This is a genomic window from Streptomyces sp. NPDC055025 (assembly GCF_053608565.1).
This window is the reverse complement of the sequence record NZ_JBSGVS010000016.1, coordinates 99,390-119,819: the sequence shown is the minus strand read 5'-3', so window position 1 is coordinate 119,819 and position 20,430 is coordinate 99,390. Positions and strand designations below refer to the sequence as shown.

2 protein-coding genes are annotated in these 20,430 nt (G+C 70.6%); both read right to left on the bottom strand.

The features are described 5' to 3' along the window. Positions 1-19: 19 nt before the first annotated feature. Entirely contained in the window at positions 20-11,668 is an 11,649-nt protein-coding gene (locus tag ACWGDX_RS12795) for an SDR family NAD(P)-dependent oxidoreductase (protein WP_453624920.1), read from the bottom strand. 37 nt (positions 11,669-11,705) lie between these two features. Continuing rightward, positions 11,706-20,411: an acyltransferase domain-containing protein gene (locus ACWGDX_RS12790; RefSeq protein WP_453624939.1), complete on the bottom strand. Its 8,706-nt coding sequence runs from the start codon at positions 20,409-20,411 to the stop codon at positions 11,706-11,708. Positions 20,412-20,430 lie beyond the last annotated feature (19 nt).

The following is a 20,430-nucleotide window of genomic DNA, read 5'->3' as shown; positions in this document are numbered from 1 at the left end:
GGTAGCGCGTTCCGGTCGGTCACTGGCTGTCGAGTTCCTCGTCGATGATGCTGAACAGCTCATCGACCGAGACGTTCGCGATCCGCTCCACGTCCGTCAGTTCGTCCGGGGCCGCTGTGGTGTCCCGCCAGCGGACGAGCAGCGCTTCCAGCCTGGCCGCCACGGTCCGGGGGTCCAGGTCGTCGGCCGAGGCGACGGCCAGGGCCCGCTCCAGCCGGTCGAGCTCGGCGAGGACGTTCCCGGCCGGTGGCACGGCGCGGTCCGGCAGTTCGAGCCGTTCCGTGAGGTGTCCCGCGATCGCCTCCGCCGTCGGGTAGTCGAAGACCAGGCCCGCGGGCAGCCGCAGTCCGGTCGACAGGTCGAGCTTGTTGCGCAGTTCGACAGCGGCGAGCGAGTCGAGACCCAGCTCGGACAGAGGGCGTTGCGGCTGGACGCTCTGGGGTCCGCTGTGGCCGAGGACCGTGGCGACGGCCTCTCGTACCACGTCGAGCAGCAGCCGTTCGCGCTCCGTCTCCTCCACGGCGGCGAGCCGGTCGGCCAGGGACTCCGTCCGGACCCGCGCGGCCTGGCGTCGGCCGACCGTCGAACGGACCAGTTCGCGCAGCATCGCGGGCAGTGCCGGGCCCTGGGAACGCAGCGCGCCCAGATCCCAGCGGACCGGTGCGAGCACCGGCCGGCCCGCGTCGAGCGCGAGGTCGAACAGCGCCATGCCGTCCTGGGCGGTGAGCGGCAGGAATCCGCCACGGGCGAGGCGCCTGCGGTCGACTTCCGCGAGGTGTTCCGTCATGGCGCTGGCGTCCGCCCACAGGCCCCACGCCAGGGAGGTCGCGGGCAGCCCCTCGGCGGCCCGCCGTGCGGCGAAGGCATCGAGGAAGGCGTTGGCCGCCGCGTAGTTGGCCTGCCCGACTCCGCCCAACAGGCCGCTGGCCGAGGAGTACAGCACGAACGCCGACAGGTCCGACTCGCGCGTCAGTTCGTGTAGGTGCCAGGCCGCGTCCACCTTGGGCCGCAGTACCTTCGCCGCCTGTTGCGCGCTCATCGACGTGATCAGGCTGTCGTCCAGTACGCCCGCGGTGTGCACGACCGCGGTCAGCGGATGTTCGGCGGGAATCCCGGCCAGCGCCTTGGCGAGCGCCTCCCGGTCGGCGGCGTCGCAGGCCAGGACGGTGGCCTCGGCACCCAGTGCGGCCAGCTCGGCCACCAGCTCCTGCGCCCCGGCGGCCTCCGGCCCTCGGCGGCTGGTCAACAGCAGGTGCCGTATTCCGTGTTCGGCCACCAGGTGGCGGGCCGCCAGACCGCCCAGGGTCCCGGTGCCGCCCGTGACCAGAGCGGTGCCCTCCGGGTCGAGTCGGCGCGGCACGGTCAGCACGGTCTTGCCGATGTGCCGGGCCTGGCTCAGGTAGCGGAACGCGTCCTTGGCGTGCCGCACGTCCCAGGCCCGCAGCGGCAACGGCGTCAGCACACCGCGCTCGAACAGGGCCAGCAACTCCCGCAACATCTCACGGATGCGTTCAGGACCGGCCTCCATCAGGTCGAACGCCTGGTAGGCGACGCCCTCGTGCGTCTCGGCCACACGGGCGGCTTCGCGTACGTCGGTCTTGCCCATTTCGATGAACCGGCCACCGCGCGGCAGCAGCCGCAGGGAGGCGTCGACGAACTCTCCCGCGAGGGAGTTCAGGACGACGTCCACACCCTGGTCGCCGGTGGCGGTGGTGAAGGCGGCCTCGTAGCCGGTGTCGCGCGAGGAGGCCAGGTGGGCCTGGTCGAAGCCGAGTCCGCGCAGCGTCCGCCATTTGCCGGTGCTCGCCGTCCCGTACACCTCGGCGCCGAGGTGGCGGGCGATCTGGGTGGCCGCCATGCCCACACCGCCGGCGGCGGCGTGGACCAGCACTTTCTCACCGTGGCGCAGACCGGCCAGGTCGACCAGACCGTAGTACGCGGTCAGGAAGACCGTGGGCACCGTCGCGGCCTGGGCGAACGACCAGCCTCGCGGTATACGGGCCACCGTGCGGAAGTCCGACACCGCGACCGTGCCGATGGCGGCGGGAAAGATGCCCATCACCTTGTCGCCCGGCTCGATGCCGGTCACCGCCGAGCCCGTCTCAAGGATCACACCCGAGCCCTCGCTGCCCACCATCGCACCACTGCCCGGGTACATGCCCAGGGCGATGAGCGCGTCCCGGAAGTTGAGGCCGGCCGCCCGCACGGCGATGCGGACCTCGTGCGGTTCGAGTTCCCGGGTGGCCAGCTCGGGCCGCTCGATCAGGGCGAGCGTGTCGATCGTGCCCTCGACCGCACTCTCCAGCCGCCAGGGGGCGGCCCCGGTCGGTACGGTGAGCGCGGAACCGGCGGTGGTCCGGCCGAGCCGGAACGCCCTGGCCGTGCCGGCGCGCAGCGCCAGCTGCGGTTCTTCGCCCGCCACCGCGGCGGGAAGGACGGGCACGGAGGACTCGTCGGTGTCGACCAGCAGGATACGGCCCGGGTTCTCGGACTGCGCGGAGCGCACCAGGCCCCACACCGGGGCGAGGACATGGTCGGGCACCTCCTCTCCGTCGCGCACCGCGACCGCGCCGCGCGTGACGACGACCAGCCGGCATTCCGCGAACCGCTCGTCGGCGAGCCAGGTCCGCAGCAGCTCCAGCACCCGGCAGGTGATCTCCCGCACCGCCGCCGGGACATCCGCGTCGGCATCGGCGCCGAGGCCCGCGTCGGGCCCGGCCGTCAACGGAAGCAGCACCACGTCGGGCACCCCGGCACCGGAGCCGACCGCGTCCCGCAGGGCGTCGAGCCCCTCGTACGCGGTCAGCGGGACCCCCGCGTCCGCCAGGCCGAGGATGTCGGCGCCGAGCAGCACCCAGGTGCCGCCGGGCGCGGGCGCGGGGTCCGTGAGCGGCGTCTCGGCCCAGTCGACACGGAACAGCGCGTCATGGACGGCGCCTCGCTCGGCGCCGAGCAGTTCCGTCGCCGGCGCTCGCAGCACCAGGGAGTCCACGGTCGCGACCGGCTCGCCCGTGGGGTCGGCCACCGCGATCCGTACCCCGCCCGTGCCGTCCGGGGCGAGCCGGACACGCAGCACGGTCACGGCGGCCGCGTACACGGACACACCGCTCCAGGTGAAGGGCAGTCCGGGCATCCTGCCCTCGCCCGCGCCCGGCACCACCGGGGCGAGGGCCAGGGCGTGCAGGGCGGCGTCCAGCAGCGCGGGGTGCAGGGTGTAGCGGCCCGCCTCCTGGTGGCTGTCCTCGGGCAGCCGCACCTCGGCGAAGACCTCGTCACCGCGCCGCCAGGCAGCCCGTACCCCCTGGAACACCGGGCCGTACTGGATACCCCCCGCGGTGAGCCGACCGTACAGGTCGGACACGTCGACAGGTTCGGCGTCCTGCGGCGGCCACAGAGTGAGGCCCTCGTCGCGCGGTGGGACCGATGCGGCGGTGAGGGAGCCGGTGGCGTGCCGGGTCCACGGCGTGTCGGGGGCGGCGTCGCCGGGCAGCGCGTACAAGGTGAAGCCGCGTGTGCCGTCCGCGTCCGGTCCGGTGAGGGCCAACTGGATGTCGACCCCGCCCTTGGCCGGGAGAACGAGCGGCAGTTCGAGGGTCAGCTCGTTGATACCGCCACATCCGGCGAGGTCACCGGCGTGGGTGGCGAGTTCGACGAATCCTGTGCCGGGGAACAGGGCGGTGCCGTCGATGGCGTGGTCGGCGAGCCAGGGGCTGGTGGCCAGGGACAGATGGCCGGTGAGAAGCAGACCATCGCTGTCGGGCAGCGTGATGACCGCGCCCAGCAGCGGATGGCCCGCGTCCCGCAGGCCCACCGCGACGGCGCTGTCGCGGACGGTGGGCTCCAGCCAGTAGCGCTGACGCTCGAAGGGATACGTCGGCAACGGCACGCGCTGCGGGGCCTGATCGGCGAACAGTCCGGCCCAGTCCACCTCCGCACCATGCACAAAAGCGTGGGCCAGCGCGTTGAGGACCTGCCGCTCCTCCTCGTGCCCGGTTCGCAGCACCGGAACACAGTTCTCCACCAGCGGCGAGAGCACCGCATCACCACCCAGCTCCAGCCACGCCCCGGCCTCCGGCACCGCAATACGCATGGCATCGCCGAAACGCACCGTGCGCACCACATGCCCGACCCAGTACTCCGGATCACCCCACTCGTCCACCACCGCCTGCCCGGTCACCGTCGACACCACCCGGTACTCCGGTGTCGCGAAGGACAGCCCAGCGACCACCTGGCGGAACTCCTCCAGCACCGGCTCCATCAACGGCGAATGAAACGCGTGACTCACATCAAGCCGCTTCGTGCGCCGCCCCGGCAACGCCGACACCAACCGCGCAACCTCCGCCTCACCACCGGAAACCACCACCGAACCAGGCGCATTCACCGCAGCAATCCCCACAGCCGGGATATCCGCCAGCAACGGCGCGACCTCCTCCTCCGAAGCCTCCACCGCCACCATCACCCCACCCGACGGCAACGCATCCATCAACCGAGCCCGCGCCGACACCAGCACACACGCATCCGCCAGACCCAGCACCCCCGCCACATGAGCAGCAGCAATCTCCCCCACCGAATGCCCCACCAGCACCGCAGGCCGCACACCCCACGACTCCAACAACCGGAACAACGCCACCTGCACCGCAAACAACGCCGGCTGCGCCACCCCCGTACGACCCAACCCCACACCGGAAGCGATCAGATCACTTAGCGGCAGACCCAGCCCGGCCGCCACCTCATCGAACGCCTCCCGGAACACCGGAAACGCCCCATACAACTCCCGGCCCATCCCCACCCGCTGACCACCCTGACCAGCAAACAGGAACCCCACACCACCAGCCGAACCCGAACCCACCACCGGCACACCAGCAGCCAGCTCAGCCCGATCCGACCCCAACAACACCGCCCGATGCCCAAACACCGAACGCCCCGACACCAACGACCAACCCACACTCGCCACATCACCAGCGGCATCGAAGTCACGCAGCCGCCGTACCTGCTCCTCCAACGCCCCCGCACTACGTGCAGATACCACCCACGGCACCATCCGACCCCCGCCACCCGCCTCCGGGACCGGCGTCGGCTCCGGGTCACCCTCCTCCACGATCACATGCGCGTTCGTCCCACTGATCCCGAACGAAGACACCCCAGCCCGACGCGGACGACCATTCGCAGACCACTCCCGCGACTCCGCCAACAACTCAACAGCCCCCGCCGACCAGTCGACATGAGACGTCGGCGCATCCAGATGCAACGACCGCGGCAGCACTCCGTGCCGCATCGCCAACACCATCTTGATCACACCAGCGATCCCCGCCGCATGCTGCGTATGACCGATGTTCGACTTCACCGACCCCAGCCACAACGGACGCTCCGGATCACGGCCCTGCCCATAGGTGGCAAGCAGCGCCTGCGCCTCGATCGGGTCACCGAGCCGCGTCCCCGTCCCATGCGCCTCCACCGCATCCACATCAGCCGCCGACAACCCCGCACTCGCCAACGCCTGCCGAATCACCCGCTCCTGCGACGGACCATTCGGCGCCGTCAACCCATTCGACGCACCATCCTGATTCACCGCCGAACCACGCACCACCGCCAACACAGAATGGTTATTGCGCCGGGCATCCGACAAACGCTCCAGCAACAACACCCCCACACCCTCAGACCAACCCGCCCCATCAGCCGACGCCGAAAACGACTTGCACCGACCATCCACCGCCCCCACCCGCTGCCGCGAGAACTCCACGAACAGGGTCGGGGTGGACATGACGATCACGCCGCTCGCCAACGCCAGCGAGCACTCGCCGTTGCGCAGGGCCTGGGCGGCCAGGTGCATGGCCACCAGCGACGACGAACACGCCGTGTCCACCGTCAATGTCGGACCCGTAAAACCGAAGTTGTAGGCGATGCGACCCGAGGCGATGCTGCCCGCGCTGCCGGTCAGTAGGTAGCCCTCGAATTCGGGGACCTTGGCGAGGATGCCGCCGTGGTCCTGGCCGCTGATGCCGGCGAACACACCGGTCTGGCTGCCACGCAGGGTCTGCGGGTCGATGCCGGCGTGTTCGAAGGTCTCCCAGGTCGTTTCGAGCAGCAGCCGCTGCTGGGGGTCCATGCTGAGTGCCTCGCGCGGCGAGATCCCGAAGAAGTCCGCGTCGAAACGGTCCACCCCGTCGAGGAAGCCGCCTTCGACCGTGTACGTCTTGCCGGGCGCGTCGGGGTCCGCGTCGTACAGGTCGGCGGTGTTCCAACCCCGGTCGCTCGGGAAGGGCTTGATGGCGTCGACGCCATCGGTGACGAGCTGCCACAGGTCGTCCGGCGAGGCAACCCCGCCCGGGTACCGGCAGGCCATGCCGACGATGACGATGGGGTCGTCGTCGAGGTCGGCCCTGACCGGCAGCGCGGGGGCCAACGGGGCTTTCGCTCCGCCGAGTTCGGTGTCGAGGTGGGAGGCGAGCGCGGCCACACTCGGGTAGTCGAAGACGAGAGTGGCGGACGGCCGCAGTCCGGTCGCCCTCCCCAGCCGGTTGCGCAGTTCGACCGCGGTCAGTGAGTCGAAGCCGAGTTCCGTGAACGGCCTCTCGTGTTCGATGGCCGATGCGTCGTGGTGCCCGAGCACGTCCGCGACCTGGGAGCGGACCAGGTCGACCAGGGCGCGGGAGCGGTCCGCGGGAGACAGCTCGGCAAGCCTGCGGGCCAGTGAGGAGGCGCTCTCCCCTGTTCCGGCCGTACCGCGGTGCGCGATCGGTCGCACCAGGCCGCGCAGCAGGAAGGGCAGACCGGCACCGAGCCCGCGCAGGGCGGGGAGGTCGAGCCGGGTCGGCAGGGTCCAGGAGTGGCCCTCCCGCAGGGCGGTGTCCAACAGGGCGAGACCGTCCGCATCGGTGAGCGGACGCATACCCGCCCGAGCTATACGGTCGCGGTCGGTGTCGGTGAGTTCCTCCGTCATGGCTCCGCCGGATGCCCACAGTCCCCAGGCCAGGGTCGTCACCGGCAGGCCGAGCCGGGTGCGGTGGTGGGCGAGGGCGTCCAGGAAGGCGTTGGCCGCCGCGTAGTTCGCCTGGCCCGCTCCGCCGAACGTGGCGGCGGCCGAGGAGTAGAGGACGAACGCGGTGAGGTCGAGATCCTTGGTGAGGTCATGCAGGTGCCAGGCCGCGTCGGCTTTCGGGCGCAGTACGGCGGCGAATCGGTCCGGAGTGAGCGCGGTGACCAGTCCGTCGTCGAGAACACCGGCGGTGTGCACGACCGCGCGCAGCGGCCGGTCGGCGGGGATCGCGTCCAGCAGCGCGCCGAGCGCGGCCCGGTCGCCGACGTCACAGGCCGCGAGCGTGGCCTCGGCGCCGAGCCCGGCCAGCTCGGCGCGGAGCGCCTCGGCGCCCGGTGCGGCCGGGCCGGACCTGCTGACCAGCAGGAGGTGTCGTACGCCGTGCTCCTGGACCAGATGACGGGCGAGCCGGGTGCCGAGCGCGCCGGTGGCGCCGGTGACGAGTACCGTTCCGTCCGGGTCGAACGGGCTGGGGCCGGTGACCGCACCGGCCGTGCGGGCCAGCCGGGGCACCAGGACGTTTCCGCCCCGCACAAGGACCTCGGGTTCGTCGACGGTCAGCGCGGCCGGCACTCCGTCGATGCCGTCGGTGGCGGTGTCGATGAGCCGGAAACGGTCGGGGTGTTCGGTGCCCGCGGCCCGTACGACGCCCCACGTGCTCGCGGCGGCCAGGTCGGTGCCGTGGACGGCGCCGCTGGTGACGATGGCGAGCTGGGTGTCGGCCAGCCGCTCGTCGAGGAGCCAGGCGGTGAGCAGCGCGGCGGTCCGGTTCACTGCGGTGTGGGTGTCGGTGAGGGGATCCCCGTTGCTCTGGGGGAGGCTCGTGAGCACGAGGTCGGGCACGGGTGCGCCGTCGTCCAGCGCCTGCCGCAGGGACTCCAGGTCCGGGTGGGTGGTGCTGGCGGGGAAGGCCGTCGCCAGGCTGTCGGCGGCGAGCAGAACGGGTTCCGCCGGCCCCGGTTGTGTGGAGGGGGCTTCGCGCCAGTCGATCCGGAAGAGGTTGTCGTGGTCGCGGTTCGCGCCGCGCAACGCCTCGGGGCTGACCTCGCGCCAGGTCAACGTGCGTACGGTGGCGACGGGTGCGCCGTCGGCGTCGGCGAGCACCAGGGCGACGGAATCGGGTCCAGTCGGGGTGAGGCGGACCCTGAGCCTGGTGGCACCGGAGGCGTACACCTCCACGCCGCTCCATGCGAACGGCAGCCCGCCGTGCCGGCCGTCGTCGACGACACCGCGCAGCAGCGGGTGCAGGGCCGCGTCGAACAGTGCGGGGTGCAGAACGAACCGCCCGGCGTCCGCGGTCTGTTCCTCGGTGAGGGCGACCTCGGCGAAGAGTTCCCCGCCGCGCTGCCACACCCTGCGCAGCCCCTGGAACTGTGCCCCGTAGCCGTGCCCGAGCTCGGCCAGACGGTCGTAGACGCCGTCCAGGTCCACTTCGGTGGCGCGGGCCGGCGGCCACTCCTCCAGGGGGGAGGGCTCGGTGCCGCCGGAACGGACCGCGCCGGTGGCGTGACGGGTCCACTCGGGCTCCAGCCCGTCGGCCGCCTCGGGCCGCGAGTGCACGGATGCCTCCCGCAGTCCGGTCTCGTCGGCCGGGCCGACCACGACCTGTATCTGTACGGCGCGCTGGGCCGGCAGCAGCAGCGGGGCGGTCAGGGTGAGGTCCTCGATGTGGCCGCAGCCCACCCGGTCACCGGCTGTGATGATCAGTTCCACCAGCCCGGTGCCCGGCAGGAGCACGGTGTCCAGTACGGCGTGGTCGGCGAGCCAGGGATGGCCGGCGAGCGACAGACGGCCGGTCAGTACGACGCCTCCGCCGGCCAGCTCCACCGACGCGCCCAGCAGCGGGTGGCCCGCGAGGGCGAGTCCGGCGGCGGTGACGTCGCCCACCGTCCCGTCGGACCGCAGCCAGTAGTCGGCGTGCTGGAAGGCATAGGTGGGCAGCTCGACCGGTTGGCGCGGGCCGTCGAGGAGTGCGGTCCAGTCGATCGGCACGCCGCGTACGTACAGCTCGCCCGCGTTGGTCAGCAGTTGGTGCAGGCCGCCGCGGTTGCGCCGCAGCGATCCGACGACGACGGCGTGCTCGGCGCCGTGCGCCTCGGCCGTCTCCGCGATGCCCATGGTCAGCACCGGGTGCGGGCTGACTTCCACGAAGGCGCCGTGTCCCGAGCCCAGCAGGGCGGCGGTGCCCTCGGCGAAGCGCACCGTTCGGCGCAGGTTCTCGTACCAGTACTCGGCATCCATGCGGGCCGTGTCCAGCCAGTCGCCGGTGACGGTCGACCACAGCGGCGTGTCGGCGGGCCTCGGGGCGATGCCATCGAGTTCGGCCAGCAGCCGGTCGTGAATCACCTCGACGCGCGCGGAGTGCGACGCGTAGTCCACGGGTATCCGGCGTGCCCGCACGTCCTCGGCGGTCAGCTCGCCGAGAAGGTCGTCGAGCGCGCTGTCGGTGCCGGAGACGACCACGGCACGCGGCCCGTTGACGGCGGCCAAGGACAGCGCGTCGCCAAACCGGGCGAGCCGTTCCTCGACCTCGGCGAGGGGCAGCGGCACCGAGATCATGCCGCCCTGCCCGGCCAGTTCGGTGAGAGCACGGCTGCGCAGTACCACCACGCGTGCCGCGTCCGGCAGCGACAGCGCTCCGGCGACGCAGGCAGCCGCTATCTCACCCTGTGAGTGCCCGATCACGGCGGCCGGTGACACACCGATCGCCCGCCACGCGGCGGCCAGCGACACCATGACCGCGAAGAGGGCGGGCTGCACCACATCGACCCGCTCCAGGGACGGCGCGCCGTCGGCCTCGGCCAGCAGATCGAGCAAGGACCAGCCGGTCAGCTCGCCGAGCACCTGGTCGCACTCGGCCATGGCATCGGCGAACGCCGGGGAGGTGGCGAGCAGTTCGGTTGCCATGCCGATCCACTGCGATCCCTGTCCCGGGAACACGAACACGGTGCCCCCGGGCGCGGACGCCGCGCCGACGGTCGTCTTGGCGGACTCCTCGGCCACGGCGGCCAGTCCAGCGACCAGTTCCGCGTGGTCCGTGCCCACCACGACCGCCCGGTGCTCGAACTCGGCACGCGTGGACAGCAGCGACCACGCCACGTCCGTGAGGTCCTGGGCGGGCCAGTCGGCCAGCCGGGCCGCCTGCTCACGCAGTGCGGTGGCGCTGCGGCCGGAGAGGATCCAGGGCACCACGGCCGGCGGCGTCCGGCCGGGTACGTCGGCGGGTTCGAGCACGTCGGCCGGTTCGGGCGCGGGCGCTTCCTCCACCACCACGTGCGCGTTGGTGCCGCTGATGCCGAACGACGACACGGCCGCGCGCCGTGGCCGGTCGCCCGGCGCCCACTCCCGCTCCCGGTCGAGCAGCCGGACCGCGCCGGCTTCCCAGTCGATGTGCGACGAGGGCGTGTCCACGTGCAGCGTCCGTGGCAGCACGCCCCGCCGCAGCGCCATCACCATCTTGATGATTCCGGCGACGCCCGCGGCGGCCTGGGTGTGCCCGATGTTCGACTTCACCGACCCCAGCCACAACGGCCGGTCCGGCTCACGCCCCTGTCCGTACGTGGCGAGCAGCGCCTCCGCCTCGATCGGATCACCGAGCCGCGTACCCGTCCCATGCGCCTCGACCACATCCACATCGGCCGTCGACAGTCCCGCGTTCGCCAGCGCCTGCCGGATCACCCGCTGCTGCGACGGACCGTTCGGTGCCGTCAGACCATTTGACGCACCATCCTGGTTCACCGCCGAACCACGCACCACCGCCAACACCCGATGACCGTTGCGCCGGGCGTCCGACAGACGCTCGACCAGCACCATGCCGACGCCCTCGGACCAGCCGACGCCGTCCGCGGAGGCCGAGAACGACTTGCACCGGCCGTCGGAGGACAGGCCGCGCTGCCGGGAGAACTCCACGAAGACCGCGGGCGAGGCCATGACGGTGACCCCGCCGGCCAGTGCCATGGAGCACTCCCCCGCCCGCAGCGCCCGGATCGCCAGGTGGAGCGCGACCAGGGACGAGGAGCAGGCCGTGTCTATGGTGATCGCGGGGCCGACCGTGCCGAGGTTGTAGGCGATCCGTCCGGAGGCGATGCTCGCGGCACTGCCGTGACCGAGGTACCCCTCGAAGCCGTCCGGCGCGGTGAGGAACCTTGCCCCGTAGTCGGCGTACATCACACCGGTGAACACACCGAGGGGTGTCTCCCGCACGGACCGCGGACTGATCCCGGCGTGTTCGAGCGTCTCCCAGGCGGTCTCCAGCAGCAGCCGCTGCTGGGCATCGACGCCCATGGCCTCGCGCGGGCTCATGCCGAAGAACTCCGCGTCGAACTCCCCGGCGCCGTGCAGAAATCCGCCGTCGGTGCTGTACGTCTTGCCCTTGCGGTCGGGGTCGGGGTCGAGCAGGTCCTGTGGCCACCCCCGGTTGGTGGGGAACGGGGTGATCGCGTCACCGCCGTCGGACACCAGCTGCCACAGGTCCTCCGGCGACGTCACTCCGCCAGGGAAACGGCACCCCATTCCGACGATCGCGATCGGCTCATCGTCCCGCTCCTCGAACTCGCGGATGCGGTGCTGAGCCTGGTACAGATCCGCCGAAACCTGCTTGAGGTAGTCCAGCAACTTCTCGTCGTTCGCCATTGTCTTCCGCCCCGATCGGTCTCGCGTACGGATGGGCTCAGTTGAGGGAGATCCCGAGTTCTTTGGTCACGAAGTCGTAGACCTCGTCCGCGGAGGCGTCGGCCAGCTTTTCCGTCACCTGGCCCGCCTCGGTGTCGGCCGTCCACTGGGACAGCAGTGCGCGCAGCCGTTCCGCCGCCCGGGTCCGGGTGGCCGGGTCGGGAGCGGCTGTGGCCATGGCGGCCTCCAACTCGCCCAGACGGTCCAGCACCGGGTGCCCGTCCAGGGCATCCGCCCGCAGTTCGGCGCGGAGGTGGCCGACCAGCGCGGTCGGTGTCGGGTAGTCGAACACCACCGTGGCCGACAGCCGCCGCCCGGCCATGCCGGTGAGCCGGTTGCGCAGGTCCACCGCGGTGAGGGAGTCGAAGCCCAGTTCCGCGAACGTCCGCTCCTTGTCGAGGCTTTCGGATCCCACGTGCCCGAGGACGACGGCGATCTCGTGGCACACCGCGTCCTCGATCAGCCGGTCCCGGTCCTCCGGCGCGGTTCGCACCAGCCGGTCCACAAGGGTCTCGCCGACCGCCCCGGCCGCCGCTCCGGGCCGTCGGGGGGTATGGACCAGGCCCCGGAGTACGGGGGGCAGCGCCCCGCCCTGGGCTCGCAGCGCCTTGGTGTCCAGCCGCATCGGCAGCACCCATGGCCGCCCCGTCGCCAGGGCTACGTCGAACAGGTCGAAGCCGGTGGCATCGTCCAGCGCGACGATCCCGGCCCGCGCGAGCCGCCGGAGGTCGCCCTCGCCGAGGCGGCCGGTGATGCCGCTCTCCCGCGCCCACAGCCCCCACGAGAGGGCCAGCGCCGGCAGGCCCTGTGCGCGCCGGTGCAGGGCGAGCGCGTCGAGATAGCCGTTCGCGGCGGCGTAGTTGCCCTGCCCCGCCGCACCGAAGGTCGCCGCGACCGAGGAGAACATCACGAACGCGGACAGGTCCAGGTCCCGGGTCAGCTCATGAAGGTGCCAGGCCGTGTCCGACTTGGGTGCGAGCACGTCGTCGACCCGCTGCCGGTTCAGGGCATCGACGACACCGTCGTCGGACACCCCGGCCAGGTGCAGGACGGCGGTCAGCGGATGCTCGGCAGAGATCCCGTCCAGCAGAGCCGCCAACTCCGCCCGGTCCGCCACGTCACAGGCGACCACCTCTACTTCGGCGCCCAACTCCCGCATGTTTAGGACTAGTTCTGTGACGCCAGGTGCGTCCGGGCCCCGTCGACCGGCCAGCAGGAGCCGACGCACCCCGTGGGCCTGTACCAGGTGCCGGGCGAACATCCCGCCCAGCACACCCGTACCGCCGGTGATCAGCGTCGTTCCCGCAACGGGGAACAGAACCGGATCACCGACCTCGACCGGCAGCCGGACGACCCTGGGCACCAGCGCGACACCTCCGCGCAGGGCGAGCTGCGGCTCTCCCGACGCCAGAGCACCGGGCAGCAGCGGCCAGGCGGCGTCCAGGTCGTCGATGTCGACCAGCACCAGCCGGTCCGGGTGCTCGGTCTGCGCGGACCTCAGCAGGCCCCAGGCGGCGGCACCGGCGAGATCGGCCACGTCCGGCCCGGCCGCTCCGGTGGTCACGACCACCAGCCGGGCTTGCGTCAGCCGCTCGTCCGCCAGCCACTCCCGCACCAGCTCCAGCGCGTCGCCGACCGTGGCGGACGCTTCCCCCGGGTCGCCCGCGGCCAGCGGCGCGAGAACCACGGACGGCACGGCATCCCCGCTGTCGAGTGCGGCGCGCAGTGCGCTCACATCGGGGTAGGAGGCGGACAACAGGGCAGGCCACTCGGCGCGGCTCGCGCCGAGCACAACCCACGACCGGGCGTCCCCCTCCCGCGACTCGGCCGGATTCCACACCACTTCGAACAACGACTCGTGGTGCCCGGTCCGTACGTCGGCGGCGCTCACCGCGCGCCACGCCAGGGAGTCGATCGTGGCGACCGCCCTGCCCGCGTCGTCGGCCATGTGCAACGAGACCGTGTCCGGGCCGACCGGCGCGATGCGCACCCGAACCCGCGCCGTACCCGAAGCGAACACGCTCACCCCGCTCCAGGCGAACGGCAGCCCGGCAGCGCGTTCGTCGTCCACGACACCGGGCAGCAGAGGGTGCACGGCCGCGTCCAACAGCGCCGGATGCAATACGAAGTCACCGGTTCCACCGGGCTGCTTCGTGGGCAGCTCAAGCTCCGCGAAGACCTCGTCATCACGTTTCCACAGCCGTCGCAGCCCCTGAAAAACCGGGCCATAGTCGTAGCCCCGATCGGCCAGCCCCTCGTACAGGCCGGTCAGATCACACTCCGTCGCGTCGGCGGCCGGCCACTCGAACGCCGCCCGGGGATCGGCGTCGACGGTCCCCAGCGAACCGGTCATGTGCTGGGTCCATTCGGGATCGGCCTCGTCGGAAGCCGACCGCGAGTACACGGCAACGGCCCGGCCGCCCGCCTCGTCCGGCGCGTCGACCACCACCCGCAGCTGAACCGCACCCGAGCGTGGCACCAACAGCGGCGCGACGAGCACCAGTTCCTCGACCCGCGGGCACCCGACGCGGCGCCCGGCCGCCATGACCAGTTCCACGAAGGCCGAACCGGGCAGCAGAACCGAGCCCAGCACCGCGTGGCCGGCGAGCCAGGGGTGGGTGCCGAGGGATATCCGGCCCGTCAGAAGTGTTCCACCGTCCGGTAGTTCGACGACCGCGGCGAGGAGGGGATGCCCGGCGTCGGACTGCCCGGCCGAGGACACATCACCCGCGGCCGGCTCCAGCCAGTAGCGCTGACGCTCAAAGGGATACGTCGGCAGCGGCACGCGCTGCGGGGCCTGACCGGTGAACAGTCCGGCCCAGTCCACCTCCGCACCATGCACGAACGCGTGGGCCAACGCGTTGAGAGCCTGCCGCTCCTCCTCGTGCCCGGTTCGCAGCACCGGAACACAGTTCTCCACCAGCGGCGAGAGCACCGCATCGCCACCCAGCTCCAGCCACGCCCCGGCCTCCGGCGCCGCAATGCGGATGGCGTCGTCGAAACGCACCGTGCGCACCACGTGCCCGACCCAGTACTCCGGATCTCCCCACTCGTCCGTCACCGCCTGCCCGGTCACCGTCGACACCACCCGGTACTCCGGTGACGCGAAGGACAGCCCCGCCACCACCTGGCGGAACTCCTCCAGCACCGGCTCCATCAACGGCGAATGAAACGCGTGACTCACATCAAGCCGCTTCGTGCGCCGCCCCGGCAACGCCGACACCAACCGCGCAACCTCCGCCTCACCACCGGAAACCACCACCGAACCAGGCGCATTCACCGCAGCAATCCCCACAGCCGGGATGCCCGCCAGCAACGGCGCAACCTCCTCCTCGGAGGCCTCCACCGCCACCATCACCCCACCCGACGGCAACGCATCCATCAACCGAGCCCGCGCCGACACCAGCACACACGCATCCGCCAGACCCAACACCCCCGCCACATGAGCAGCAGCGATCTCCCCCACCGAATGCCCCACCAGAACACCCGGCCGCACACCCCACGACTCCAACAACCGGAACAACGCCACCTGCACCGCAAACAACGCCGGCTGCGCCACCCCCGTACGACCCAACCCCACACCGGAAGCAATCACATCCCCGACCGGCACATCCAGACCCGCCGCCACCTCATCGAACGCCTCCCGAAACACCGGAAACGCCCCATACAACTCCCGCCCCATCCCCACCCGCTGACCACCCTGACCAGCAAACAGGAACCCCACACCAGCCGAACCCGAACCCACCACCGGCACACCAGCAGCCAACTCAGCCCGATCCGACCCCAGCAACACCGCCCGATGCCCAAACACCGAACGCCCCGACACCAACGACCAACCCACACTCGCCACATCACCAGCGGCATCAATGTCACGCAGCCGCCGAACCTGCTCCTCCAACGCCCCCGCACTACGCGCAGACACCACCCACGGCACCACCCGACCCCCGCCACCCGCCTCCAGCACCGGCGTCGGCTCCGGGTCACCCTCCTCCACAATCACATGCGCGTTCGTCCCACTCGCACCAAATGAGGACAAGCCTGCTCGTCGCGGATGACCATTCGCCGTCCACTCCCGCGACTCCGCCAACAGTTCGACAGCCCCCGCCGACCAATCCACATGTGGTGTGGGGGCGTCCAGGTGCAGGGACCGCGGCAGCACTTCGTGCCGCATCGCCAGCACCATCTTGATCACACCAGCAACACCCGCGGCCGCCTGCGTGTGCCCGATGTTCGACTTGACAGAGCCCAGCCACAGCGGACGGTCCGGATCACGGTCCTGCCCATAGGTGGCAAGCAGCGCCTGCGCCTCGATCGGATCACCGAGCCGCGTACCCGTCCCATGCGCCTCCACCGCATCCACATCGGCCGCCGACAGCCCCGCACTCGCCAACGCCTGCCGAATCACCCGCTCCTGCGACGGACCATTCGGCGCCGTCAGACCATTCGACGCACCATCCTGATTCACCGCCGAACCACGCACCACCGCCAACACAGAATGGTTATTGCGCCGGGCATCCGACAAACGCTCCAGCAACAACACCCCCACACCCTCAGACCAACCCGTACCGTCCGCCGACGCCGAAAACGACTTGCACCGACCATCCACCGCCAACCCACGCTGACGCGAAAACTCCACAAACGTCCCAGGCGACGACATCACCGTCACCCCACCCACCACCCCCAACGAACACTCACCACTCCGCAAAGCCTGCGCCGCCACATGCAACGCCACCAACGACGACGAACACGCCGTATCCACCGTCAACGCAGGACCCGTAAAACCAAACGAGTAAGCAATACGACCCGCCAGGACACTGGCCGCGTTACCGGTCATGAGAAACCCGTCCACGCCCGTCGGAACGCGGGTCATGGATGTGGCGTAGTCCTGACCGTTGCCGCCGATGAACACGCCGGTCGAGCTGTTCCGTAGCGTCTTGGGGTCGATGCCGGCGTTTTCGAAGGTCTCCCAGGTGGTCTCAAGGAGCAGCCGCTGCTGCGGATCCATCGCCAGCGCCTCACGCGGCGAAATACCGAAGAAGCCCGCATCGAACTCCGTCGCCTTTCGGAGGAAGCCGCCTTCGCTGGTGTAGCTCTTTCCCGGCATGGCGGCATCCGGGTCGTACAAGTCCTCGATGTTCCAGCCACGGTCCGTGGGGAACGGGGAGATCACGTCGATTCCATCGGCGACGACCCGCCACAGGTCGTCCGGCGACTCGACTCCACCGGGGAAACGGCAGGCCATGCCGACGATCGCCATCGGTTCGTCGGTGGCGGCGACTCGGGTGACGGGCACGCGGTCGTCGACCGTACCGAGCAGTTCGGACACCAGGTGGTCCACGACCGCCTCGACTGTGGGCCGGTCGAAGACCAGCGAAACGGGCAGCCGCAACCCGGTCCGCGCGTTCAGGCGATTACGCAGATCGACGGCGGTCAGGGAGGTCAACCCGAATTCGGTGAAGGCTCGGTCGGTCTCCACCGTGTTGGATTCCGGGTATCCGAGCACTTCGGCGACCTCTGTCCGTACCAGCCCGATGAGGACCTGACGGCGGTCCGTGTCCGTCAGGTCGACGAGCCGTTCGCGCAGAGCCTGGGAATCCGCACCGAGGAGGTGCCTGGCCTCGGGCAGGTCCGAGATGAGGCGGTGGGGGCGTGCCACAGTCGGAGACGAGATCACCTGCTGCCAGTCGACGTCGGCGACAATGACGTTTTCGCGTCCGGCGCTCAGCAGTCCCAGTGCTTCCCTCATGTCGACCGGGCGGAATCCGAGAGCGCCCTGCCCGTCCTCGTCCGGGCCGATGGCGATCGACATACCGGGGAGTCCGAGGGACCGACGGTGCTGGATCAGGGCGTCCGCAGCGGCCTGTGTGGTGGTGGGTGACGGCGCGCCGCCGATGACACCGACGGCGGAGGAGAGGATCACCAGCATCCCGTCGCCTGCCAACTCGTCCAGTTCCCGGAGCTGTTCCGTTCGGCTCGTGACCAGGCTCTGCCACTGGCTCGCTGTCAGCGGGCCGGCTTCCGACCGGTCCTCATCAAGGAAGAACACGGTACTGCCACTGAGTTCCGCCCGAGTGGTGCTGTTCCACTCCACGACTTCGATGCGTTCCGCCGCTTCCGCCGCTTCCCCCACTTCAGCCACTTCCCCCACCAGGACAACCCGGTCGGCTCCGCTGTCGAACAGCCAGTCCGCCAGAATGCCGGCCCTGGCACCGAGGTCACCGACGACCGCGACCGTTCCGCTGAGGTTCATGGCGCTACCACCGGGCCGCACAGACTGGAGGCGCCGGGTAAGGATCCGACCGTCTCGCACGGCGACCTGGTCGTCCCCGTCGAGGCCGGCTGCCAGCAGATCGCGGACCCGGCCCCAGTCGTGCTCGCCCGGCGTTGCGGGCAGGTCCACAACTCCGCCCCAGCTGTCGGCCCGCTCCCAGGCCAGCACGCGCGCGACCGCCCATGTGCCGACCTCGTCCGGATTCACCGTGTCATCGGCGTCAACGGCCACCGCACCATGGGTCAGACACCACAGCGGCACGGTGTCCAGCGCGTGAGCGACAGCCACAACGGCCCCCGCGTGCGCACCGATCAACGACACCGCACCTGCGAACGACGCATCGCCGGCTTCCCGTCGCACCAGGTCGGCGACGGCCTGCGCGTCAAGCTCGGCGCCGGGGTCGAAGTCCACACGTACGAAGCTCTCGACGGTGTCCCCGATCCGCCGAGCGGCCTCCGCCAGGACGTGGTCCTGATCGTGCTCCGACGAGGTAAGCACGAGCCATGTCCCCGGAACCACATCCCGGCGCGGCAGTTCGAGTTGCTTCCAACCCACCTGATACAGCCAGGAGTCATGGGAAGCTGACGCGACGGCCCCGCTGGTCGCGGCCGGTTCCAGCCAGTAGCGCTGACGCTGGAAGGGATACGTCGGCAGCGGCACGCGCTGCGGTTCATGACCGGCGAACAGTCCGGCCCAGTCCACCTCCGCACCATGCACAAAAGCGTGGGCGAGCGCGTTGAGAGCCTGCCGCTCCTCCTCGTGCCCGGTTCGCAGCACCGGAACACAGTTCTCCACCAGCGGCGAGAGCACCGCATCACCACCCAGCTCCAGCCACGCCCCGGCCTCCGGCACCGCAATGCGCATGGCATCGTCGAAACGCACCGTACGCACGACATGCCCGACCCAGTACTCCGGATCACCCCACTCATCCCCCACCACCTGCCCAGTCACCGTCGAAACGACCGGCAACCGCGGCGGTGCGAAAGACAACCCCGCCACCACCTGGCGAAACTCATCAAGCACCGGCTCCATCAACGGCGAATGAAACGCATGACTCACATCAAGCCGCTTCGTCCGCCGCCCCGGCAGAGCCGCCACCAACCGCTCAACCTCCACCTCACCACCGGAAACCACCACCGAACCAGGCGCATTCACCGCCCCGATCCCCACAGCCGGGATATCCGCCAGCAACGGCGCGACCTCCTCCTCCGAAGCCTCCACCGCCACCATCACCCCACCCGACGGCAACGCATCCATCAACCGAGCCCGCGCCGACACCAGCACACACGCATCCGCCAGACCCAGCACCCCCGCCACATGAGCAGCAGCAATCTCCCCCACCGAATGCCCCACCAGCACCGCAGGCCGCACACCCCACGACTCCAACAACCGGAACAACGCCACCTGCACCGCAAACAACGCCGGCTGCGCCACCCCCGTACGACCCAACCCCACACCGGAAGCGATCAGATCACTTAGCGGCAGACCCAGCCCGGCCGCCACCTCATCGAACGCCTCCCGAAACACCGGAAACGCCTCATACAGCTCCCGGCCCATCCCCACCCGCTGACCACCCTGACCAGCGAACAGGAACCCCACACCAGCCGAACCCGAACCCACCACCGGCACACCAGCAGCCAACTCAGCCCGATCCGAACCCAGCAACACCGCCCGATGCCCAAACACCGAACGCCCCGACACCAACGACCAACCCACATCCACCAAACCGCCATCACCGGCACCGTCGCCGGCCAAAGCAAGAGCAGACACCCGCGCCACCTGCTCCCGCAACGCCTCCCCCGACCGCGCAGACACCACCCACGGAACCACCCGACCCCCGCCACCCGCCTCCAGGACCGGCGTCGGCTCCGGGTCGCCCTCCTCCACAATCACATGCGCGTTCGTCCCGCTGATCCCGAACGAAGACACCCCAGCCCGACGCGGACGACCATTCGCCGTCCACTCCCGCGACTCCGCCAACAGTTCGACAGCCCCCGCCGACCAGTCCACATGCGGTGTGGGGGCGTCCAGGTGCAGGGACCGCGGCAGCACTCCGTGCCGCATCGCCAACACCATCTTGATCACACCAGCGATCCCCGCCGCATGCTGCGTATGACCGATGTTCGACTTCACCGACCCCAGCCACAACGGACGGTCGGGATCACGGCCCTGCCCATACGTGGCAAGCAACGCCTGCGCCTCGATCGGATCACCGAGCCGCGTGCCCGTCCCATGCGCCTCCACCGCATCCACATCAGCCGCCGACAACCCCGCACCCGCCAACGCCTGCCGAATCACCCGCTCCTGCGACGGACCATTCGGCGCCGTCAACCCATTCGACGCACCATCCTGATTCACCGCCGAACCACGCACCACCGCCAACACCCGATGACCGTTACGCCGAGCATCCGACAAACGCTCCAGCAACAACACCCCCACACCCTCAGACCAA